Raw genomic sequence first — 22265 nt, forward strand, 5'->3', positions numbered from 1 at the left:
TTCTATTTAGAGAGTCTAAGAGTGAACTCCAATGCCGCCGATTCCACGACACCGAAGCGCCTTGATCTACAGGCACGTTCGGCCGTCGTAGATACGCTTCTAGCCAGCCTTATGTGGCTGTGCAAGCACCACCAAATCGATAAAAGCGCGCAGGCGCTGAAAGCCGGCCTGCCGGTCGGCGGCATGCTGGAGCCATCGCTGGCACTGGCCGCGCTCGAGCAGTCGGGTATGTCCGCTGCGGTGGTGGAACGCAAGGTTGCGCAGATCTCCGCGCATTTGTGGCCGGTGGTTTTGCTCCGAAAGGATTACGGCGGCTGCGTGCTGCTGAGTCATCGTAAGACGGACGATGGCGTGCGCTATCGCGTGGTCCTGCCTGAACTCGGCGATGACGCGGTGGAGATCGACGCCGACGAAATGGATGCGACGTACGTCGGCTTCGCGATCCTGGCCAAGCCCAAGGCCAAGGTTGATCACCGTGCCGGCGCGCCGGAGCCGGAGCGTGCTGGCCATTGGCTAATCAGCACACTGTGGCGCTATCGCCGCTATTACGGCAATGCGGCGTTGGCGACGGTACTGGTCAACGTGCTGTCGCTCGCCAGCATTTTTTTCACCATGAACGTGTACGACCGCGTGGTACCGAACTACGCCGTGGTGACGATGTGGTCGCTGGCGATCGGCGTGGCGACCGCCATGATCTTCGAAGGTCTTTCGCGTTTTATCCGCAGTTACATACTGGATATCGCCGGCAAGAAGGCGGATCTGGTGATGGGTAGCATGCTGTTTCGCCAGGCGCTGGCGATTCGAATGGAATACAAACCCAGCTCGCCTGGCACGTTCGCCAATCAGTTGCGCGAGTTCGATTCGGTGCGCGACTTTGTCACCTCGGCAACGCTGTCGGCCATTGCTGATCTGCCGTTCGTGCTGTTGTTTGTCGGCGTGATCTTTGCCGTCGGTGGACCGCTCGGATGGGTGCCGCTGTTGCTGATTCCGATCGTGATCATCGTCAGCGTGGTGGTGCAGTGGCCGCTGGCGCGCATCATGAATGAGAACTTGCGTGAGACGTCGCTCAAGCAAGGCGTGTTGATCGAATCGATCGAAGGTCTGGAGACGTTAAAGGCCGTTGGTGGCGAGAGTTTCATGCAACGCCGCTGGGACCGGTTCAGCGCATTGGCTGCGGCCACCTCGATGAAGTCGCGGCATCTGTCTGGCTTGGCGACTGGTCTCATCACCTTCTTTCAGCAGATCCAGACCGTAGCGATCGTGGTGATCGGCGTGTATCTGATCGAAGCCAAGGAGCTGACCCAGGGCTCGCTAATCGCCACAGTGATGCTGGCCAGCCGCGCCATTGCGCCGCTGAATCAGGTGATTGGCTTGGCGGTGCGCTATCAGCAGGCCAAAGTGGCGCTGAAGTCCATGAACCAGCTGATGGCGATGCCGACTGAGCGTAACGCCGAGCAGGACTATCTCGCCGACCACGAGCTCAGCGGCCAATTGCAACTACAGGATGTCGGCTTTTCCTATCCTGTACCGATGGGGCAACCGGCACCCCCGCCGATGCTCAGCAGCATCAGCTTCACGGTCGCGCCGGGCGAGCGCGTTGGCATCGTGGGCAAGGTCGGTAGCGGAAAATCGACTTTGCTCAAGGTTATCGCGCGTCTATACGAGCCAACCGACGGCCAACTCCTGGCTGATGGCTTGAACGCCTCGCAGATCGACCCGGCAGATTGGCGCCATGCGGTGGGTTACGTGGGCCAGCACTCGCGATTGTTCTACGGCACCTTACGCCAGAACATCCTGATCGGCCGGCCGAGTGCCACGGCGCAGGAGTTTCTCGACGTGCTCCGTCTGACCGGCCTGGAGAGCATCGCCGCACGTCATCCGCTCGGCGTGAATTTACCCATCGGTGAGACCGGCGAAGGTTTGTCGGGTGGTCAGCGGCAACTGGTGGCGCTGGCACGCGCGCTGATCGCACGTCCGAAAGTGCTTCTACTCGACGAACCGGCCAGTGGTATGGATGCCCAAACCGAGGCGCGCTTTGTCGAACAACTCAAACACGTCATGCATGGGCAGACCTTGCTGCTTGTTACGCATCGTCCCTCGCTGCTGACACTGGTTGACCGCGTGCTGGTGATGGACGAAGGCAAGGTAGCGATCGATGGCGACAAGGCCACGGTATTGGCGCAGCTTTCCGCCGCCCAAAAGGTACCGACCGCGCGGGCCCTGGCGCAGGAGGACGCGGCATGAAGATGCCCGCCAAGCCACGCGGCACCACGACGCTCATGCATCCGGGCGATGCTGCCTATATCGGCGATATCAAGGAAGCGATGCTCGCCCAATCCACACCGGGCGCCAAGGCCGTGCTGTATCTGATCGCCACGGTAATGGTGGTCGGTATGACGTGGGCGCATTTTGCACGCGTCGAAGAAGTCACACGCGCCGAAGGCAAAGTGATTGCCGCCGGTGGCGAACAGCAGATCCAGAGCCTGGACGGCGGCATCATCGAAGAGATGCCAGTACGGGAAGGCGAGACCGTGGCGAAAGGGCAGCTGCTGCTCAAGATCGATCCCACGCGCGCCAATGCCGGCTATCGCGAAGTGCAGTCAAAGGTCATCGGCCTGAAGGCCACCGTGGCGCGCCTGAAAGCCGAAGCCTATGGGCAGGCGCTGAGCTTTCCTGACGATGTGTTGCGGGATACCAAAGTGGTGAAGGAGGAAACGCAAACCTTCGAGGCGCGTCGACGCGCGCTGGATGAGAGCGTGGTCTCGCTGCAGAAAAGCTACGACCTGGCCATGAAGGAGCTCGCACTGTCCGAGCCACTGATGCGTAAAGGCCTGATGTCGGAAGTCGAGATCCTGCGTATGCGCCGCGATGCCAACAGTTTTCAGATGCAGATCGTGGAGCAGCGTAATCGCTTCAAGGCCACGGCCAATTCGGAGTTGTCACAGGCGCAGCTGGAGCTGGCGCAGACCACCGAGAAGCTGGCCGGCAATGCCGATGTGGTCGATCGCACCGAAATCCTTGCGCCGGTGCGCGGCATCATCAAGAACATCCGCATCAAGACAATCGACGGTGTGGTGCGTCCCGGCGAGACCATTATGGAAATCTCGCCCATCGACGAGCAGTTGCTGGTGGAAGGCAAAATCAAACCTTCCGACGTGGGCTTTGTCCATCCGGGCCAGATGGCCACGATAAAGATCTCCGCCTATGACTATGGCATCTACGGCGCGCTGAAAGGCAAGGTTGAACGGGTCAGCCCCGACACACTCGAGAACGAGAAGAAGCCAGGCGACGAAACCACCTATTACCGGGTGGTGGTACGCACCAATGCCAATGCGCTGACGGCGGGCGGCAAACAACTGCCGATTATCCCCGGCATGGTCTCGACCATCGACATTCGCACCAGCGAAAAAACTATTCAGGACTACATCCTGAAACCGCTGTTCAAGGCGCGCGAAGCATTCCGCGAGCGATAGCTGCTGCCCGCGTCGAATTTTGGCCATGCGAGCTCTTGACTCCCTCCTCGCGACCGCAGGAGATGGAGAGAGCTGCACTGCAGAGATTCAACGCTGCGCAAGTTGGACTTTTACGAAAACGATCATTCGGGAGGGGATGAGCGTAACCACGACAAACAGGCAACGAAACAGACTCGATGGGTGGTCGATTGAACGCATGTTCGACGGACGCCTAGGGTTTGAGGAGCAATAGATACGTGAACTCGCGCGACACATCATGGGCAAACCGCAACGTGGTCATCAGTCGACAACCGCTGGCCGTGGCCTTTGCGCTTCTCAGTCTTGCGCTGCCCGCGATCAGTGCCGCTGAACCCGCGACTGACGCATCGCCAAAGAAGTACGCCTCCTGGCGTGACGAGTTCGACGTTGTCCGATTCGGCGCATCGCGGGTAACAGCGACATCGTCGCCTTCGCAACCAACGGCGACGAAAACCCAAACCTCTGCGACTCCGAACGATACGACGCGTTCGCCCGCCGCAACGGACGAGCGCATGGCTTCGGTGAGCACAACAATAGCCTCACCGAAAGAGAGCGCTCCTGTCGCCGACCTCAGCCCCCAACATTCTGTAGCGAGCCGGGTACCGCCCACACCATCCACGAATGTCGAGTCGGTGGCTTCCGCGCCGACACCAGCGGCACCGCGTGAGACAAACATCACTAAAGAGGCAGTTGCACGCACTCCGTCTCCCGCGAGTGCGGCGACCGCGACCACATCGCAGACCGTGTCAGCGGCGGTGCTCTCGCAATGGCTCGACGACCAGCCGGTCGACGAAGCGGCGCGCCGTAACGCACCCGGTATCACTGAAACCCAACTGCGGCAGCGTTTTTACGACGCGATCCGGGTCGCCGCCGAGCGCAGCCCCAATGTGTCGCAGGCGTTGGCGCAATGGGAGGCCACCCGTTACGACGTGAATAACGCACGCGGGCAACGCCTGCCGCAGGTGAAGCTCAGCGGCCAGTCGCCTACCCGGACTTTCGGTGGTCCGACGCCAGCCAGCAATCCAAGTCTCGGCGCATCGGTGTCGGTAAATGTCACTACGCCAGTGTTTGACTGGGGCACCGGGCGCAAGGCTGTACAGAGCACCCGGCATCTCGCGGAAGCGGCGGAGCAGGGTTATCAGGCCACGCTGGAAAGTACCGCGCTGGATGTGTCCAACACCCTGCTGGAACTGGGCCGCTATCGCAGCATGACGGCGATCGGCGACGCCTACGTGAAACGCATGCGTTCCCTGGTCGACATGCTGGCGCAGATATCAGCCGCGGATCAGGGACGGCGCAGCGAGTGGGTGCAGGCAAAAGCGCAGCTACTGCAGGCCATGGCCAACCGCGATGCCAGCGCAGCGCAGGTGCGGCAGCTGGAAATCAAGATGGGCATTCTGCTCGGCGACCATTCGGTGGCCCTGCCCGCCGATGGGATATGGCCGATCCAACCGGCTGACGCGAACCGTCTGCTCGCCCATTTTCAGGACCATCCCGCCATCCGGCAGGCCAAAGCCACGGCGGATGCCGCCGACCTGAGCGCCGACGCGCAGCGCGCATCCAAACGGCCGCGGCTGGACTGGGTGGTCAACAAGACCGCTTTCCGCGATGCACAGGGACCGCAGCAACCCTGGGCCACGTCGCTGCAACTGAGCTGGTCTCTGTTTAGCGGCGGCTCGGACCGCGCGGCCTATCGCGCGGCACTTGCGCGCGCGGATGCAAATCGCCAGCAGGTGGAAGTGCTCAAACGCAACTACGAATACCAGGTACGCGACGCCGCACAGACCGCGGTCGATGCGTTTGCACGCGCCGACGCGTATGCCGATCTCTCCAACGAAACCTTGCAGGTGCGCAAGGCGATGTTCGAGCAGTGGTACCAGCTGGGCAAGCGCAGCCTGCTCGACGTACTCACGTCCGAAACCGATCACTACAACGACATGGTCGGTGAAGTCAGTAATCGATTCGATGCGTACGAGGCGGTGTTCAGCGCCTATGACGGTGCAGGAAAGCTGGTGGATTGGCTGGCGGGAGATCAGGCGCGCCACTGATTCGACGGCTCGGCAGCAAATGAATGCTGTCGGGATGAACAACCTCCCAGGTTCTTGGGAGATCTGCCTGATGAAAAACCCGATTGACCGATTTGCCCTTTCCCCGTTTGATAAGGATTTTTGAAACATGAGCGACACTCCCACAAAGCTGCCTGCGCAGCCCATTTACGACAGCGGCCTGTCAGATGTTTACAGCACCGAAGCCGCAGCTAGCGCTGTTCCCGGGACACCCGTATCCATCGTCAGGGCGGATGGTGGAGAAGATCTTGGCCCCGGCTACATTGCCGACGGGACGACGACCGACAATGTGCTGCCGCGCCTGGTCGGTACCGCCGATATCCTCGATATCGGCTGGGATGACGCCGATCGCTGGATCACCATCATGGACAATGGTGTCGTGGTGGGCCAAGTCTTGGCGGACCATTTCGGTAACTGGGAATATCAGCCCAGTCTCCCATTGAGCACGGGCGAGCATCATTTCACCGCCGAATTCAGCAAGTATCCCGATGGCCTGGGTGGGAGCCCAGCGAGCGCGCCTTACACCATCGATGTCGAACCTGCCTCAGTGACGATGCCGGGGCCGGCGCTGACCGAACAAGGTGAGCTGGTATTGCATGTGGTGAGCTACGAGACCAACCCGCGTGGAGATGAGCTGCACAACGGCGACTCGGTGGGCTATCTGCATCCGAGTCTTCAGGGCACGGCCGTCGCCGGCAGTTGGGTGACAATCATGGATGGCGCCACGGAGGTGTGCAAAGTCCAGGCTGGTGCCGACGGTCGCTGGATCATCGATCCGAGGCTGAGTGAAGGTCACCATAGCTTGTCCGCCATGTTTGCCGATGGCACAGCCACTGCGCCGGTCGACTTCACCGTCAATATCCCGCTGTCGATCGTCGTTGTTTACGACAACCTCGGTGGCTCGCCGGCCAACCAGCACGGGCAAGAGTCCGGTGGCACCATCGCTTATCCGGGCCAAGGATTCGGCGGCAAAGCCCATCCGGGCAGTGTGGTCACACTAATGGATGGCGACCATGAATTGGGCCATGCACAGGTCGACCGCAACGGTTCCTGGGTCCTCAAGCTGGATACCGACCTGTCGCCGGGCGAACACCATATTACCGTTGTCTCGGCAGACGGGAACGAGGTGAGCCAGTCGTTTGACATCAATTATGTGCCCAACCCGCCGGCACACGGCGACGTGGGATCACTGTCGTTGAACGACGTACTCGGCACCGGCGAAGGCGAGCTATTCGCCACCGATCACACCCACGACAACGCACAGCTCAGCACGCACGGCGTTGAGGCGACGGACGACTCGGTGACGAACGGCGTACAGGCAAAAATGCCCGCCATCACCCATATTTACGATGACGCGGATCTCTCACAAGAACTCGGCCGAGGGGATACGGCGCATAGTGCGTACCCAACTCTTCGAGGTACGGGCGAGCCGAACAGCCTGGTTGAACTTTGGGATGGTGGTAAATCATTGGGTACGGCCCAAGTCGACGGCGATGGCAACTGGTCGTTTACGCCGACCGAACCGCTAGCCGACACAACGCCCAGCACCATCCACTTTCTCTTCGTTTCGTCGGATGCGGGTGCATCGGATTGGTTTCCCCTCTTTGTCGATACCCATTGGTCGGTAGAAGAGCCGCCAATGATTGGCCACGTATACGACGGCGCCGATAGCTCGCATGAAATCGGGTCTATGGGTACCACTCACGACTCGCGTGTGAAACTGGAAGGTACGGCGAAGGCCGGCAGCACCGTGACGATCTATGACGGCCATACGCCAATCGGTACGGCGCAGGTGGACGGCAACGGTCATTGGGTGTTCGACACGCCCTCGCTCGGCAACGGCGGGCATACGTTGATAGTAGAGGTCGATGGTCAGAGCAGTGCTCAGTTCTTGATCATCGTGCAAGTTCCTGTCACGCCGCCGCCAATCATCGGCCATGTGTACGACGCTGATGGCTCGCATGAAATCGGGTCTATGGGTACCACCCACGACTCGCATGTGAAACTGGAAGGTACGGCGAAGGCCGGCAGTACCGTGACGATCTATGACGGCTACACGCCAATCGGTACGTCACCGGTAGATGGCCAGGGCCACTGGACGTTCGACACGCCCTCGCTTGGCAACGGCGGGCATACGTTGATAGCAAAGGTCGACGGTCAGAGCAGTACACAGTTCCTGATCATCGTGCAAGTTCCTGTCACGCCGCCGCCAATGATCGGCCACCTGTACGACGCTGATGGCTCGCATGAAATCGGGGCTATGACCACCACACACGGCTCGCACGTGAAGTTGGAAGGTACGGCGAAGGCCGACAGCATCGTAACGATCTACGATCGCAACACGCCAATCGGCACGGCGCAGGTGGACGGCAACGGTCGCTGGATGTTCGACACGCCCGAGCTGGTCAGTGGTGGGCATACGCTGACCGTGTCCGTCGACGGTCAGAGCAGCTCGCAGTTCTCGTTCATCGTCCAGCCGGCCTATGTCACACCTACACCGGAAATCAACCAGGTGCAGGAGCATTTGGGTACTCCGAACTACCATGGCGAGCTGACCAGTGGCGCAACTACGGCTGATGGCCATCCGCTGATGGCTGGCACAGGGTTAGCCAACAGCATCGTGACGATTTACGACGGCAATGCGCTGATTGGCACGGCAAAGGTGAACAATGCCGGCCACTGGGGGACGACGCTGCCCGACCTCGGCGATGGCGTGCACAACATCAGCGTGGTTTCGGCCGATGGCAAAGCCAGTGCGCCGTTTGTGTTGGTGGTCGAGCATTCCGTTGCACAACCGACGATCGCTTATGCGCATGATGATGTCGGCGCCACACAAGGCAATCTTGCTAGCGGCGGCACCACCGACGATACCCATGCCACCTTGCATGGCACGGGCGCACCCAACAGCGTCGTGACGATCTACGACCGATTCGTGGACAGTGCCGGTGGCTCCCACACGGGCATCGCAGGTACGGCAGAGGTTGACGGAAGCGGGCGCTGGTCGTTTACGCCAAATGCCGAACTGGAATACGGCACGCACCACTTCACTGTGGCAGCAAGCGACTCCAACTACAGCCAAGTGTTCACGCTGGTGGTCGATCTTGATTCCTGGATCCCCAATCATGCCGATACATTGTCGTTGAACGACGTGCTTGGTACTGGCGAGAGCGATCTATTCGCGATGGACCATAACCACGACAACGCACAGCTCAGCGTTCACGACGTCGAAGCCGTGGCGATGAACGACGTGGCCGCCAACGCATCGGCGACGAATGGCGCGAGTGTCACCGCACACGATGTGGCCGCACTCAACGCTAACCTGGTTTTGCCGCACGAGCAGATGCATACGCATGTGATGTAAGCAAAGACGAGCTTTGTGCCGGCCATGATGGCCGGCACAAAACCATATGCATCTGTTACGGGACACCGTGCAAGCCATGCCTTGGCAGTGACATCCGTTGTTCGACATGCGTGATGCAGCGACTTTACACAGACTTTCGAGCTAATGAGATCCCAGCAGTTTCACCCCACCCAAAGGACCGCCAACCAGAACGTTTCATCGATGTATGTAGGACTTCAGTGATCAACAACAAGGAATGAACATGGAAACGACGAAGACGGGAAGTAACTTTGCACCATTGTCGCGGGACGCAATGCATGATTTGTTTGGCGAAAGCGCGGCACCGCTTGCCGATAAACCACCGCTTTCCATCAATGGCTTATGGGAGTCAGGCGCATTCGGCGGCGGCTCGGTGTGCAACCATCAGACCACCGAAGATCCCAATCTAACGCTGACCGGTACGATCGACATGAGCTCGCCCTGGGTGGCGGCCATGGCAGGCAATCTGTGGGTAAAGGTCCTGGATGATGGTGTAGAAATCGGACGATTCAGGATCACGGAAGGCACGGGTTTCTGGGAATTCGATCTCCCATCGCCGCTGTCGCTTGGCGAACATCATTTGACCGTCCAGCTTGGGGACAGCCCCGTAAGCAATGCCTTCGATATCACTGAAATTCCACATGTCCCCGTTGAGGTGCCAGACATAGCGCCCACCATTACCCACGTCGTCGACGCCCCGAACCATGATGTCGGTCAAGACGGCGCCACGGGCAACACGCGCCCGTTATTGATCGGAAACGCGGCCCCCGGTAGTTGGGTGACGATCATGGATGGCGCGACCGTACTGGGCAAGGTCAAGGCCGGCCTGGGCGGCACCTGGATGTTTACGGACAACGATTATCGGAGCGCGCTGGGCGACGGCCCGCACCACCTTGCCGCCGTTTCGGACAGCGGCAACGCCAGTGCGGCGTACGATTTCAATATCGATACGACGCCACCGCCGATTCCGGCGCCAGAAATCACCTACGTTGTCGATGGCCCGAACCACGATCTTAATCATGGCACCACGGACAATACGCGTCCGTTATTGATTGGCACCGCGGCCCCCAGTAGTTGGGTGACGATCATGGATGGCACGACCATACTGGGCAAAGTCAAGGCCGGCCCGGGCGGCGCCTGGATGTTTACGGACAACGATTATCGGAGCGCGCTGGGTGATGGCACGCATCATCTCTCGGCTGTTTCGGACAGCGGCAACGTCAGCGCAGTGTACGATTTCAATGTCGCTACGACGCCTGTGCAACAGCCGACGCCGCAGATCGATTATGTGTTCGATGCTCAGGGCTACAACCTTGGCCAGGGTGGCACGACGGTCGATACGCATCCGCGCGTGATGGGTCATGGCGCCGCTCCCAATAGCTGGGTGACCATCAAGGATGGCGAAATAGAGTTAGGCAAAGTCCAGGCGGACTCGGCGGGTAATTGGACGCTCGACACCTATGCGGCTTCGTTGGGCGACGGCCCGCATCACCTCGTTGCCGTCTCGGCCGACGGTAACGCCAGCGCGCCGTTCGATATCAACGTCCATGTGATCGCGGCGCCGGTAATCGACCACGCCTATGGCGAAACAGGTGGCGTGGAAACAGCGATTGGTGCGGATGGAAAAACGGACGACAGGCATCCAAGGCTCGAAGGCTCGGCCGAACCCAACAGCTGGGTGACGATCAGGGATGGCCTGGTTGAGATTGGCCGGGTTCAGGCAGACGACAAGGGCCATTGGGTGCTCAACAGCTCGGACTATAAGGTGGACCTGAGCAACGGCGCACATCATCTTGTCGCCGTATCCGACAGCCACACCAACAGTGCGCCGGTGGATTTCACGGTGGACACCACGCCGCCAGCCGAAGCACCGTTCTTTATCGGCGCCCAGGCGGGAGATGACCAGATATTCCTGTACAACACCGACAAGACGGACGAGACACGCCTTACGTTCTTTGGTAAAGGCGCTGAACCGGGCGCTACGGTGACGATCATGGAAGATGGTCACGTTATCGGCACGGCAAAGGCCAGCCCTACAGGCGCTTGGATGTTCGCGTACGACGCCGCGGTGACCGATGGCTTTCATCATTTCACCGCACAGGTGGGTGATGGCCCGGTCAGCAAGCCATTCGATGTCGCCGTGGCCACGGCGGAGCCGCACATCATCACAGTGTACGACTCCAACATCGGCGGCTATTACAACCACGACGGCATATCCACGACGGATTCAACACCGAGGTTCACCGGTGAAGGCCCCAAGGGCAGCGTCGTGACGCTGATCGATGTGGATAGCGGAAAGGTGCTGGGCACCACCACGGTCAACACACAAGGTTTGTGGTCGATCGAACCGAGCCTTGGGCCGGGCGAGCACCATCTGCGCGTCGAGGCAGACAACGGCAAGGTGAGCAGTACGGATTTTGACATCCGTATCGAAAGCACTCCGTCTGCGTCCAGCCAAGCCGAGGGCCATTCGTTGAGTGACGTGCTTGCTGCCGGCGAAGGCGATTTATTCGCGACGGATCATGGCCACGACAATGCCATGCTGAGCGTGCATGACGTGGAACCCACTACGGAAGGCATGGCCGTGAATGGCTCGAATGCGCCAACGCACGACGTCTCCACGCTCAACGCCAACCTGGTGTTGCCGCATGAGCAGGCGCATACGCACGCCGTAATGTAAGCAGGCGATGACGCCGGGCGCACTGATGTTGTTGCCAATGCGCCCGGCGTTCGGCCCCGTTCCGGCACATCGTGCTGGAACGGGGCCTCCTGGTCGGTGAGTTGCCCATCTTCATCCCGAAGGCGATACCTCAACGAACGGGCTGCATCGTTTCACTTTTTCCAATCTTCAGAATGGAGTTCATGGATGACTAATCAGGTCATGACAGAAAGCATCACCGGTAACGAGCTTCCGGCCGTGCTTACCCTGCTCGGTCCGCAGGACAAGACCGGCTACGATCAGGGCTATGTACAGCCCTATCATTCCTCGGATGATGCGCGCCCGCAGTTTTCGGGCTATGCCACACCCAACAGCTTCATCACCATTTACGACGGCGATACGCCCATCGGTACGGCGCAGGCCGATTTCGAAGGCTATTGGCGATTCGTGCCCACGGCTCCATTGGCTGATGGTGGTCACGACATCAGCGTCACGGCCGCCAATGACGCCGGCACCAGCGATCGACTGCACTACGACTTCCCGTTGAGCATCGACACCTCAGACGTTCAACCGGAACAGCTGGTCATCAACTCCGCCTTTGAAAACGGCGGTACACGGGTCGGCTATATGTACGATTTCGACAGCCGGGTCGTTCACGACAATCGCCCGACTATCGAAGGCACTGCCAAGGCCAATAGCCTTGTAACGATCAAGGATGGCGACACCGTGCTCGGCACGGCACAAACTGACCAGTGGGGCAACTGGTCATTCACGCCTTCGCAGGCATTGGAGAATGGCCCGCATAGTCTGCATGCCGTGGTGGACGGCCAGAGCAGTGCGTCGTTCGATCTCAACATCGAGTCGGTTCCGGCACCGCAAGTCACTTATGTCTTCGACGACGTCGACGAACAGGGCTACCTCACCAGTGGCTCCACCACGGACGACACGAATCCAACCATTCAGGGTACAGCCGAGACCTACAGTCTGGTCACGATCTATGACAATGGCGTGCCCATTGGCACGGTGCAGGCCAACCGGCAGGGCGCATGGTCGTTCACGCCGGACACGCCGCTGAACGATGGCACGCATCATCTGAGCGCCGAGGTGAACGGCCAGTCGTCCGGCACATCGTTCGTGATCAACGTTGCCAATCATACCGACGTACCGGCATTGACCATCGACTCTGTCTACGACGACGTGGGTAATCCGGGCTATGTGCAACCGGGTACGACTACCGACGACAGCCATCCGAAATTGGAAGGTATGGCAGCAGCCGGCAGTCTGGTCACGATCTACGACAACGGTCAGCCCATTGGCACCGTGCCGGCCGATCAGTACGGGCATTGGCAGTTTGTGCCGCAGGCAGCACTGATCGATGGTTCTCACCAGCTGATCGCCAGCGCGGGTGGCCAGAACAGCGCGCCGTACGTGATCAATGTCGACACCCATGTGCCGGAGGCGCCGATCATCGAATTTGCCTACGGCGATGCTGGTGGCCAGCAAGATCACTTGTCCTCGGGTGCGACTACCGCCAACAACCACCCTCAATTGCATGGCACGGCGGAAGCCGGCAGCCTGGTAACGATTTACGACCACGGTATTGCCGTGGGTATGGCAAAAGCCGATGAGCAGGGTGCCTGGACGGTCACGCTGGATGTGATATTGGGTGATGGTCCGCATAATTTGATCGCCAACGTGGATGGGCAAAACAGCGCACCGTTCGCGCTCAACATCGGCACCCATGCGCCGGCGCCGGTCATCAGCTATGCCTACGACGATGTCGGCAGCAAACAGGGCTACTTGTCCTCGGATGCGACTACCGACGACAACCATCCGCAGCTGCAGGGCACGGCCGCGCCCGGCAACCTGGTGACGATCTATGACAACGGCATCATCATTGGCACAACCCAGAGCGACCTTGGGGGGCACTGGACGTTCACGCCGAATGCCGTCGCCGTATTGAGCGATGGTATGCACAGTCTGATCGCCTCGGTGGGTGACCAGACCAGTGCACCGTTCGTACTCAACGTCGACACGCATGTGCCGGTACCGGCCATCAGCGCCGTCTACGGTTACGGCCATCAGCCCGGTTATCTGGAGTCGGGTGATATCACCGACAGCACACATCCGCTGTTGCAGGGCACAGCAACGGCCGGCAGCATGGTGAAGATCTACGACAACGGTGAACTCATCGGTACGACCTGGGCCGATCAGCATGGCAACTGGTCGTCACAGCAAACCATTACGTTGGGCGAAGGCCAGAACAGCCTGACCATCGAGGCGAACGGCCAGATCAGTGCACCATTCGTGGTCAACATCGACAACCATGCGCCGCCTGCACTAGTGCTTGGCATTTCCGGCTATGAGACACCGGATGGCTACACCGGCGAGCCCGGCACCATCGATCACCCGTCGTACCTGATTTTGCACGGCACCGCGCCCGCTAACACCCTGGTTACCATCTGGGACGGAAGCACCAAACTTGGCAGCTACCTGACGGATGCCTCGGGCACCTGGGATCTGCGTGTTCCGGACGGCCAGGCCACGAGCGACGGCATGCATCACTACACAGTGCAAAACTATCTGACCGGCGAAACGAGTGCCGCGTTCGATCTCACCATCGGTCACGTGGCTGACGCACAGGATCATGCCACCAACTTGGCGTTGAACGACGTGCTCGGCGCGGGTGAGGGCGAGCTGTTCACGGCGGACCATCACTGCGATAACGCCAAGCTGAGCGTGCATGACGTCTTAGCTTCTGCGGTGAACGACATGTCGACACAAGATGCGGTGACAGACGGGATGGATGTCCTCACCCAAGGTGCCTCCACGCTCAACGCCAACCTGGTGTTGCCGCATGAGCAGATGCATACACATGCCGTGATGTGAGATGAGTGACAACCCGTTCGCACCGGCTGTGACAGCCCGTGCGAACGGGCCTCATGAACTGTCCCGGCTGATACTGCCGGGACGCTTGCTGCGTCGAAGTGTGCTGACCCATATCCGTCAATACGCTGGCGCCATCCATCGCCAGCGACACCCATCAGAACGTCCTTACATCATGCAGACCGACGTCAGTTGGAGAAGCCTTGCCTTCTCAAGTAATCGAATAGCTCTGCGTCGTTGCGAATGCCGAGCTTGCGCATGGCGTCGCTCTTCTGCTTGCTGATGGTTGTGACACCGCGATTGAGCTGATCAGCGATCTGCTTAACTTTCAGACCTGAGGCAATCAGCCTGAGCACTTCCATTTCACGGGGCGAAAGCGATTTTTTTCCGTCGCCCGACATGTTTGCGTCGCCCGCTTCCCCAGCAAGGCGTTTAAGCGTCGTGCTGATGTAGGTATTGCCCTTGTGCACTGTCTGAATGGCGACAGGCAGCTCGTTCATGGAAGAGCCTTTGTCAATCAGGCCAAGCACGCCCAAGGACGACACCATTCGGAGTATTCCGACATTGTTGGAGACGCTGAGCATCAAAATAGGAAGAGTCGGATGGCTCCGTCGGATTCGTTCCATCATCGTATAGCCATCGGAATGCTTGCTTCCCGGCATCGATAGATCCGTCACCAGGACGTCGCACGGATGCCGCCCCAAATGACCGAGCAACTCGTCCACATTGCTGGCTTCGGCCACGATGCCCCCAACTCCACTGGCTTCGATGACAGCCCGCGTGCCAATGCGGACTACGGGATGATCGTCGGCGAGAATGATACGTATAGACATGAATAGTGACTCAAGATGTAAGGGAATAAAGAACGATGGCTGGAAGGCCTTAGGATATTTCAGCTATCCGATTCGTATATCCCGTCGCTCTGTTTTTCGTCATTTTCTTACCGCCCTCGTGCTGCTCATCGCGATGAGCAGCCCCTTGGCCAAGGACGTATCGCTCAGCCCGAAACAGGCGCAATGGGTGCGGGAGAACCCTGTAATCAGGGTGGGTCTGTATAGCGACGATACGCCGCCTCTCGAAATATTCCGCAACGGAAAACCGGACGGTTTCAGTTACGACTATCTCGTGGCTATCGCTACGAATCTGGGTCTGCGTGTAGAGGCCCGCAAATACAATAGCCTTGCCGAGGAGCTGGATGCCGCCTGCCGCGGCGAGATCGACGTCATCATGAATCTGATGATCACGGCGGAGCGCACGAAGTGCCTGGCCTTCACTCAGGCCTATATACAGACTCCCGCAGCACTGACTGCGCGCATTGATGACGAACGACCGACTGCCAACGCCCATCTGACCGGCTTGCGCGTAGCCGTGGAACGCGACTTCTACACCAATGAGGGAGTGCGCGAGCGCTACCCTAATGCCATTCCGCTGGAGGCCAAAAACACGCTCGACGCTCTGCGCATGGTGTCCCGCGGACGGGCCGATGTCTATCTCGGCAACCCGTATCTCATCAACGCCCTTCTGCGTAAGCATGACATTCACGGATTGGGGCTGATCCAACAGAACGAGATACCACTGGCCAAACTTCACTATGGCGTGCCGAATTCGAAGGAACCGTTAGCCGGAGCCATTGACGCCGCTATGGCGGCCATGCCCGATGCGCAGTCGCAGGCGATCAAGCAGCGCTGGCTTCCCGTACTGCCGTGGACAGCTGGCGAGCAGCCATCGCTGACGCCTTCCGAAGCGGCCGCGCTCGAGCACACCCTCAAGCTTGGCTTCGTAACGAACTTTCCACCCTTATCGTTTACGGATCCGAAAGGTGAGCCGACCGGACTCGCCGCGGAGTATCTGCGACGGTTTCGCGATGCTGGCGCGAAGTTCGAGTTGGTAAAAGCGAAAGACCTGGGGGATATCAAGGACAAGTTACGCAAGGGCGAAATCGACGCCGTAATAGGTATGCCTCTGGGCACGCCGACTCCGAGCGACAGCTGGATTTTCAGCAAACCCTTCCTGACCGTGGCCGATGTCATCGTTACACGTGAGGGTAGCTATTCGGTGCGGGACATCCACGATCTCGGCGAAGGTCGCATTGCGTTGTCCGACCCCGACCGATTGGGTCCCTTGGTACTAGCCCAGGCGCCCAGCGCAAGATTCGTTCTGGCGCACAACGTTTATGAGGGCCTGTCGCTGGTCAGCAGCGGGCAGGCCGACGCGTATATCGGCAATCTCGCAGTGGTCGACCGGCTGGTGCAGGAGCACTACACCGGCAGCCTGCACCTCGCCGCGCCCGCCAGCATCAATGACGAATTCACCTTCGCTGCACGCCCCCAATACGCGTCAGCCGTTGCGGTCTTCGATCGTATGCGCAGCATGATGTCTCAGCGCGAACGCGCGTCGTTGCGAGGCGCCTGGATGGGCGTGGAGTATCGCAGCGGCATCGACTGGCGCGTCGCGCTGCGGTGGTTGCTGCCTATATGCCTCGCACTGTTGGCGGCGGCCTTGGTCGCCGCCATCGGGTACCGGCACCTGCGACGCGAGGTGGAGGAACGCCGTCGCGTCGAGAAGCGACTGGCCAAAGTCACGGACAATCTACCTGCGGTGGTATATCAGCTGCGCCGTACACCCGACGGTACATTTTCCTTTCCATTTATAGCGGGCGATGTGCCCTCGATGTTCGGCGCGACGGCCGACGCAGCGATGCGCGACGAACGCTATTTGTTCTCACTGGTGCATCCTGATGACCAAGTGTTGCTGGAACAGGCGCTGGAGATCGCGTCGATATCACTCGATAACCTCGCCATCGATTTCCGTGTGAAGTCCAGCGAAGGATGGCGCTGGATCCGTTCGCGCGGGCGACTGCATCAATCCGATCGAGGCATGCTGTTGTGGAGTGGCTTCTGGATCGACGTAACGGAAGCGCGCGCGCAATCCGAGGCGCTGGTGGCCGCCAAAGCCGAGGCCGAGCGCGCCGCCGCTGCCAAGGCCGAGTTCCTTGCCACCATGAGTCACGAGATCCGCACGCCGATGAGTGGTGTGCTTGGCATGCTGGAAGTGCTCGCGCATACCGGGCTCGATGGCGAGCAACAGCGCGTCGTGAAAACCATGGAGGACTCCGCGCAGATGCTGCGTCAGATCATCGATGACATCCTGGACTTCTCCAAGATCGAGGCGGGTGCGCTAACACTGGAGGCTACGCCCATCCATATGCGCGATGTAATCGACAACGTACAGCAGATGCTGTCGGCGCAGGCCGCGGACAAGCAGCTGCGCATCACCAACACTATTGACGCGCGTGTGGCAGCCACGCATCTTGCCGATGGCATCCGTCTGCGCCAGATTCTGTTTAACCTGCTCAGCAACGCGATCAAGTTTACCGAGCATGGCGGCGTGACGATCCTGCTCACAGTGCTCGACGAAAACGACGCAGATCAATCCCTGCGCCTGTCGGTGATCGACACCGGCGTCGGCATTTCGGACGAGCAGAAGGAACGCCTGTTCCGGCCGTTTTCACAAGCCGAAATCTCTACGCAGCGACAATACGGCGGCACCGGCCTTGGCTTGAGCATCTGCCAGCGGCTGGTCGACTTGATGGGTGGCGATATCCAACTCAACAGTGCGCCACACCAGGGAACGCGGGTCGATGTCACGCTGAACTTGCCCGTATGCATTGCCGGTGCGGCGGCTGATCATTCGGCCAGCAACGATCGCGTTTTGGGTGATAGCCGGACAGCTAAGGTCGACTGGAGCGGGCTGCGCGTATTGGTAGCGGAAGACCACCCCACCAATCAGACCTTGATGAAGTGGCGCATGAGCCAGCTGAATGTCGCATGCGATGTCGTGGCCGACGGCGCTACGGCCCTGGAAGCACTGCGCACAACCCCTTACGACCTAGTGATCACCGACTGCCATATGCCGGTGATGGACGGCTACGGCTTTGCGCGTGAGCGTCGGCGCGAAGAAGCCACGGCCTCGATGCCGCGTCTGCCGATCATCGCTTTGACCGCCAGCGCGGTAAGCGGTGAATCCGAGCTGTGCCGCGAATCCGGCATGGACGACTTCCTGGTCAAGCCGGTAAACCTAGTGGAATTGCAAGAAGCGATGGCGCGCTGGTTGCCCTCGAAGGAAGCGCGCCAGTCCGCCGTCGCCCACAAGGTGGACGATGCCGACACGGTAAGCGGCACCGCATGGCAATCGCTGCTGCAGCGCTTCGGTTCGATCGCGCTTGTGGAGGAGATCGTAGACAGCCTGGTTCCAGCCATGCACGACGATATAGCAGGATTGCGCAAGGCAGCCACAAGCGACGAGGCATCCGCGGTGCATGAACGGCTCCATCGCATCGCCGGTGCCGTCGATAGCATCGGCGAGGAAGATTTAGCCGAGCATGCCAAAGATCTGATGCATGCCATCGAACGGGATGGGATGACGGAATATGCCGAGGCTATCGATGACTTTCTGCGCGCGGCGGATGGATATGTGCGACAGCTTGAAGCGCCAGATACTAGTGTGGCTCCTTCCAATGCGTGACATTGCCTTCTCCCTGCGGGAGAGGGGGAGGAAGTGAGGATTTCGGGCTTACATAAATCATCATCGATAGTGCTGCCGGGGTTACCCATGACTTCTCCTCGCGTGCTCATCGAGGGAGAAGGGTTTACTTAGGTCACACCTAGATCTGATCCTCCGGCGGCACCAGATGGTGCTTCACCATCAACTCGTCCAGTCGCCCGCATAGCCAGGCACGATGGTCGTCCTCATCTTCGGCATCGTCCGACACACCCGAACATTCGATCGCATCCTCGGCCATGCGATCGAAGGCGGGCCAGAACTCGCAAGGGTCGGGATACTTCGCCAGTAATGTCGGGATCGCCGCATCGATTTCGGCGAGCATCATCTCCAGGTCCTGGCGCGTCTTGGTCATGCACCAAGCCTACGCCCAGGCTACGTTTTCCCGGTGTGTAGATCGCGCATTCAATGCACGTAATTGATCGCCAGCGCGGGCGTGACGCTGCGCTCGGTGCGGCGGTTGCCCAGGATCACGCGCGTACCAAACAGCAGACCGAGATTGGCGTTGATGTTGTATTCGATGGCCGGCGCGAAGGCGAAAGCGACACTGGGGCCAGAGTTTGCGCGCACTTCCTGCTGCCCGGGCAGGCCAAGCGGATCGGAAGTGTCGGTGCCGCTCACCGTGGTGTTGCGGTTGTGCCGATAGGTCAGGTCCAGTGCCAGCACCCAGTTCTGCGTCAGGCTGTATTCCCACGACGCGTTGGCATAGAACGAACTACCTGGTTTGGCGTGACCGCGGAAACCCTGACCGGTGCCGTAGACGCTGACGCCTGTGACATCCACTCGCCGCGAGAACGCTTGCGACACATTGAAGCGCATGCGCAGGATGCGTCCCGTCGGCATCCAGAAATAGGTCTGTGCGTTGATCTGAAGAATTGTGGTGTAAGCGCCGCTGCCCTGCGCATCGGCGGGGCGATTGCGCAAACGGTCGTACTTGCCGGTGGGAAGCGTTTCCTCCAACTGGACCGAGATAGTCGGCAGCCAGCTGCCTTCCTGGAACTGCGTGAGCCGGTACTGCGCCAGCACGCTGAGATCGCCCGCGCCGATGCCGGATGCATTGGGCCCGCCATCGACACGGTTGTAGCCGAACACAGGGATCAGGCCGATCGTCAGTCGATCGATCAAGCCGTAGTTGATGTAGGTGAGCGAGCCGAAACCGTCCGAGTGTTTCGAGTGCGCGTCGAACAGATAGGGCTCGATCAGGTAGTGACCTTGCGGCAAGGTCGCCGCCGAATTCGCCAGCATCGGGCCGGTCCACCATGCGTTGTCGCGCGACTGGCGCTCGAGCCCCTGATCCACCGGGGCACTTTGCGCCCACGCGGCAAGGGGCAGGGCCAGCAGCCCAAACACACCGCACCAGCCAAGCCGTCGCTTACGAGCAGACGCTCTGGCGGTTCGTACACGGAAATTCATGACATGCCTCGCAACGCATCGAAAGAAGCCAAGCCAAACACCCACAAACATCCCTGAAGACGCATCTCCGACGCCACCCGTCGGACCGCGGAGTAAGCGACCTGCGGTGCCCGCCGCGCATGTGCCAGAAGACGTGACCGGGGGAAGGCCGCGCAAACACAGAGAGTGTCTTTAAAAGTGAAGCACAACACTCTGTTTCTTGGCATGCCAATAACGATACATTTTTTCGCGTTAGTGGCTATTGCGGGCGCCATCAAGGCGACCGAGACGCTCCCGCGCCAACGAAGCTGACGCGAGGCATTCGCCCGCCATGAGCGGGGCGCTGCTTACGCCATTTCTTCCCAGCGAAAATACTTCCGATGTGCGAGCGCGAGCATCGCCATGTCTTCGTGGGTATCGCCGTAGGCATAGAGTTGCCCGAAGCCGCCAAGGTCGTAGCGATCGCGTACGCGCTGGGCCTTCTCCTCGCCCACGCATTGCTCGCCGACATAGCGGCCGGTGAGGCGGCCATCCCTGGTTTCCAGTCGCGAGCAGATCAAATCGACGTTGTGCTGACTGCACCAATGCGTCAGGTAGACATCGAGGCTGCCGGAAACAACGGCCACGGTATCGTCTTGTGCCTGGTGCCAGCGCATGCGCTCAAGCGCATGCGGGCGCACGACGTTCGGCAGGATGTCATTGGAGAATCGCTTGCCGGCTTCATGCATCGTGTCCGCGGCAACACCGCTGAAGCCGAAGCGCACGACGCTGGAGCGGATCGCGCTACCGGAGACCATGCCCAATTTGTAGCCGGCATAGATGGGTGCGAACACCACATTGCCGAGCATGCGCCGGCCCGGCGGGACAGCAAAACGCACGAAGGGTGCGAACATTTCGTGCGTAGTGATGGTGCCGTCGAAATCAAAAAGTGCCAGATTCATCCTGCTTCCCTGCTAGACCCCATACGTCCTCGCCGATCGGTTACGGCAACTTCTGCAACCAGTCGCCCAGCTGCTTCAGCACCTGACTACGCCCGGGCTCGGCTTCGTTGAAGAGCTCGTGATAGAGCGTGTCGAAGAAACGCGTGGTGAGATGGTTGCCGGCCCAGGCGGCGCTGGCAAAGTCGCGGCTGCCGGAAGAATCGACCAGACCGTCGGGACCTGACACCAGCAACAGCGTGGGCAGGTTCAGCCGGCTGGCGTCGGCGATGCTGCTGGCACCGGCGCGAAAGATAAAGTCAGCCATGCGCGGCGTGATGCGTCGATGGCAATGGGGATCGATACGATAGTCGGCCACCACCTGCGCGTCATGAGAGAGCTTGTCGAGCTTGAGGCCGTTGTTCAGCGGCAAACGCGGCGCAACCTTTGCCAACAGGCTGGCCAATTTCTGCAACCACACAGGCTCGTGACAACGCAGGGCCGGTGACGACAACACCAACGCCGGCGGCGTGATGCGGCGGTCGAGCACACAACGCGCGGCAACCAGGCCGCCCATACTGTGGCCGAGTAGCAGCGGCGCCTGTGGCAACTGCATGGCGTACTCGTTGTAGACCACAGCCAAGTCTTCGAGCAGATCGTCCGGATGATCCAGCGCGCCGCGCTGGCCTTCGCTCTGGCCGTGGCCACGCTGGTCGTAGCTGCGCACCGCGTAACCGCGCGTGTGGAACCATTGCGCCAGCCGCTGATAGCGCCCGCTGTGCTCGCCCAGCCCATGCACGATCAGCACGGCACTGCGCATGCGGGCGTGCGGCCAGTCGCGCACGGCCAGCTGGCAGCCGTCGGACATGGTGATCCAGCTCATTGTGTTTGCGTTGTCTGTCGCTACTTGCATGG

At 60.1% G+C, this 22265-nt stretch carries 13 protein-coding genes; 7 read left to right on the forward strand and 6 right to left on the reverse strand.

Annotation, left to right across the window (positions count from 1 at the left end; translation table 11 throughout):
* Positions 1-21: 21 nt before the first annotated feature.
* Both BM338_RS05665 and BM338_RS05670 read left to right on the forward strand, forming a co-directional pair.
* Positions 22-2244: a type I secretion system permease/ATPase gene (locus BM338_RS05665; protein ID WP_218156300.1), complete on the forward strand. Its 2223-nt coding sequence runs from the start codon at positions 22-24 to the stop codon at positions 2242-2244.
* Complete coding sequence (locus BM338_RS05670) at positions 2241-3473, forward strand: HlyD family type I secretion periplasmic adaptor subunit (RefSeq protein ID WP_090449816.1); 1233 nt, start codon at positions 2241-2243, stop codon at positions 3471-3473. Before BM338_RS05665 ends, BM338_RS05670 begins: the two co-directional genes overlap by 4 nt.
* 211 nt (positions 3474-3684) lie before the next feature.
* Here BM338_RS05670 and BM338_RS05675 read toward each other — a convergent pair whose 3' ends face one another.
* Positions 3685-4191, reverse strand: a complete 507-nt coding sequence (locus BM338_RS05675) for a hypothetical protein (RefSeq protein WP_177229235.1) — start codon at positions 4189-4191, stop codon at positions 3685-3687.
* A gap of 43 nt (positions 4192-4234) precedes the next feature.
* Here BM338_RS05675 and BM338_RS05680 point away from each other — a divergent pair, with 43 nt between their 5' ends.
* The 4 genes from BM338_RS05680 to BM338_RS05695 all read left to right on the forward strand — a co-directional run bounded on the left by BM338_RS05680 (position 4235) and on the right by BM338_RS05695 (position 14484).
* On the forward strand, positions 4235-5539 hold the full coding sequence (locus BM338_RS05680; protein ID WP_177229236.1) for a TolC family protein: 1305 nt from the start codon (positions 4235-4237) through the stop codon (positions 5537-5539).
* A gap of 127 nt (positions 5540-5666) precedes the next feature.
* Positions 5667-8918, forward strand: a complete 3252-nt coding sequence (locus tag BM338_RS05685; RefSeq protein WP_090449819.1) for an Ig-like domain-containing protein — start codon at positions 5667-5669, stop codon at positions 8916-8918.
* Between the two features lie 235 nt (positions 8919-9153).
* Entirely contained in the window at positions 9154-11616 is a 2463-nt protein-coding gene (locus BM338_RS05690) for an Ig-like domain-containing protein (RefSeq protein WP_143109259.1), read from the forward strand.
* 186 nt (positions 11617-11802) lie between these two features.
* A complete protein-coding gene (locus BM338_RS05695) occupies positions 11803-14484 on the forward strand; it encodes an Ig-like domain-containing protein (protein ID WP_090449821.1) in 2682 nt (893 codons plus the stop codon).
* Between the two features lie 185 nt (positions 14485-14669).
* Here BM338_RS05695 and BM338_RS05700 read toward each other — a convergent pair whose 3' ends face one another.
* A complete protein-coding gene (locus tag BM338_RS05700; protein WP_090450133.1) occupies positions 14670-15314 on the reverse strand; it encodes a response regulator in 645 nt (214 codons plus the stop codon).
* 133 nt (positions 15315-15447) lie between these two features.
* Between BM338_RS05700 and BM338_RS05705 the strand changes: the two genes are divergently transcribed.
* Positions 15448-19005 (forward strand): ATP-binding protein, encoded by a 3558-nt coding sequence (locus BM338_RS05705; RefSeq protein WP_177229237.1) that lies wholly within the window; start codon positions 15448-15450, stop codon positions 19003-19005.
* A gap of 139 nt (positions 19006-19144) precedes the next feature.
* On the opposite strand, the gene BM338_RS05710 is transcribed toward BM338_RS05705, so the two are convergent.
* From BM338_RS05710 to BM338_RS05725, 4 genes are all read right to left on the reverse strand, one after another.
* Complete coding sequence (locus BM338_RS05710) at positions 19145-19396, reverse strand: hypothetical protein (RefSeq protein WP_090449823.1); 252 nt, start codon at positions 19394-19396, stop codon at positions 19145-19147.
* Positions 19397-19446: 50 nt separating this feature from the next.
* Positions 19447-20454, reverse strand: coding sequence for a transporter (locus tag BM338_RS05715; RefSeq protein ID WP_218156301.1), 1008 nt, complete (start codon positions 20452-20454; stop codon positions 19447-19449).
* Between the two features lie 326 nt (positions 20455-20780).
* Positions 20781-21374: an HAD family hydrolase gene (locus BM338_RS05720; RefSeq protein WP_090449825.1), complete on the reverse strand. Its 594-nt coding sequence runs from the start codon at positions 21372-21374 to the stop codon at positions 20781-20783.
* Positions 21375-21414: 40 nt separating this feature from the next.
* The gene (locus BM338_RS05725; protein ID WP_255367196.1) at positions 21415-22233 is read right to left on the reverse strand and encodes an alpha/beta hydrolase; all 819 of its coding nucleotides are present in this window, start codon (positions 22231-22233) and stop codon (positions 21415-21417) included.
* Positions 22234-22265 lie beyond the last annotated feature (32 nt).

This window comes from Dyella sp. OK004 (genome assembly GCF_900114495.1).
Classification (GTDB): Bacteria; Pseudomonadota; Gammaproteobacteria; order Xanthomonadales; family Rhodanobacteraceae; genus Dyella_D.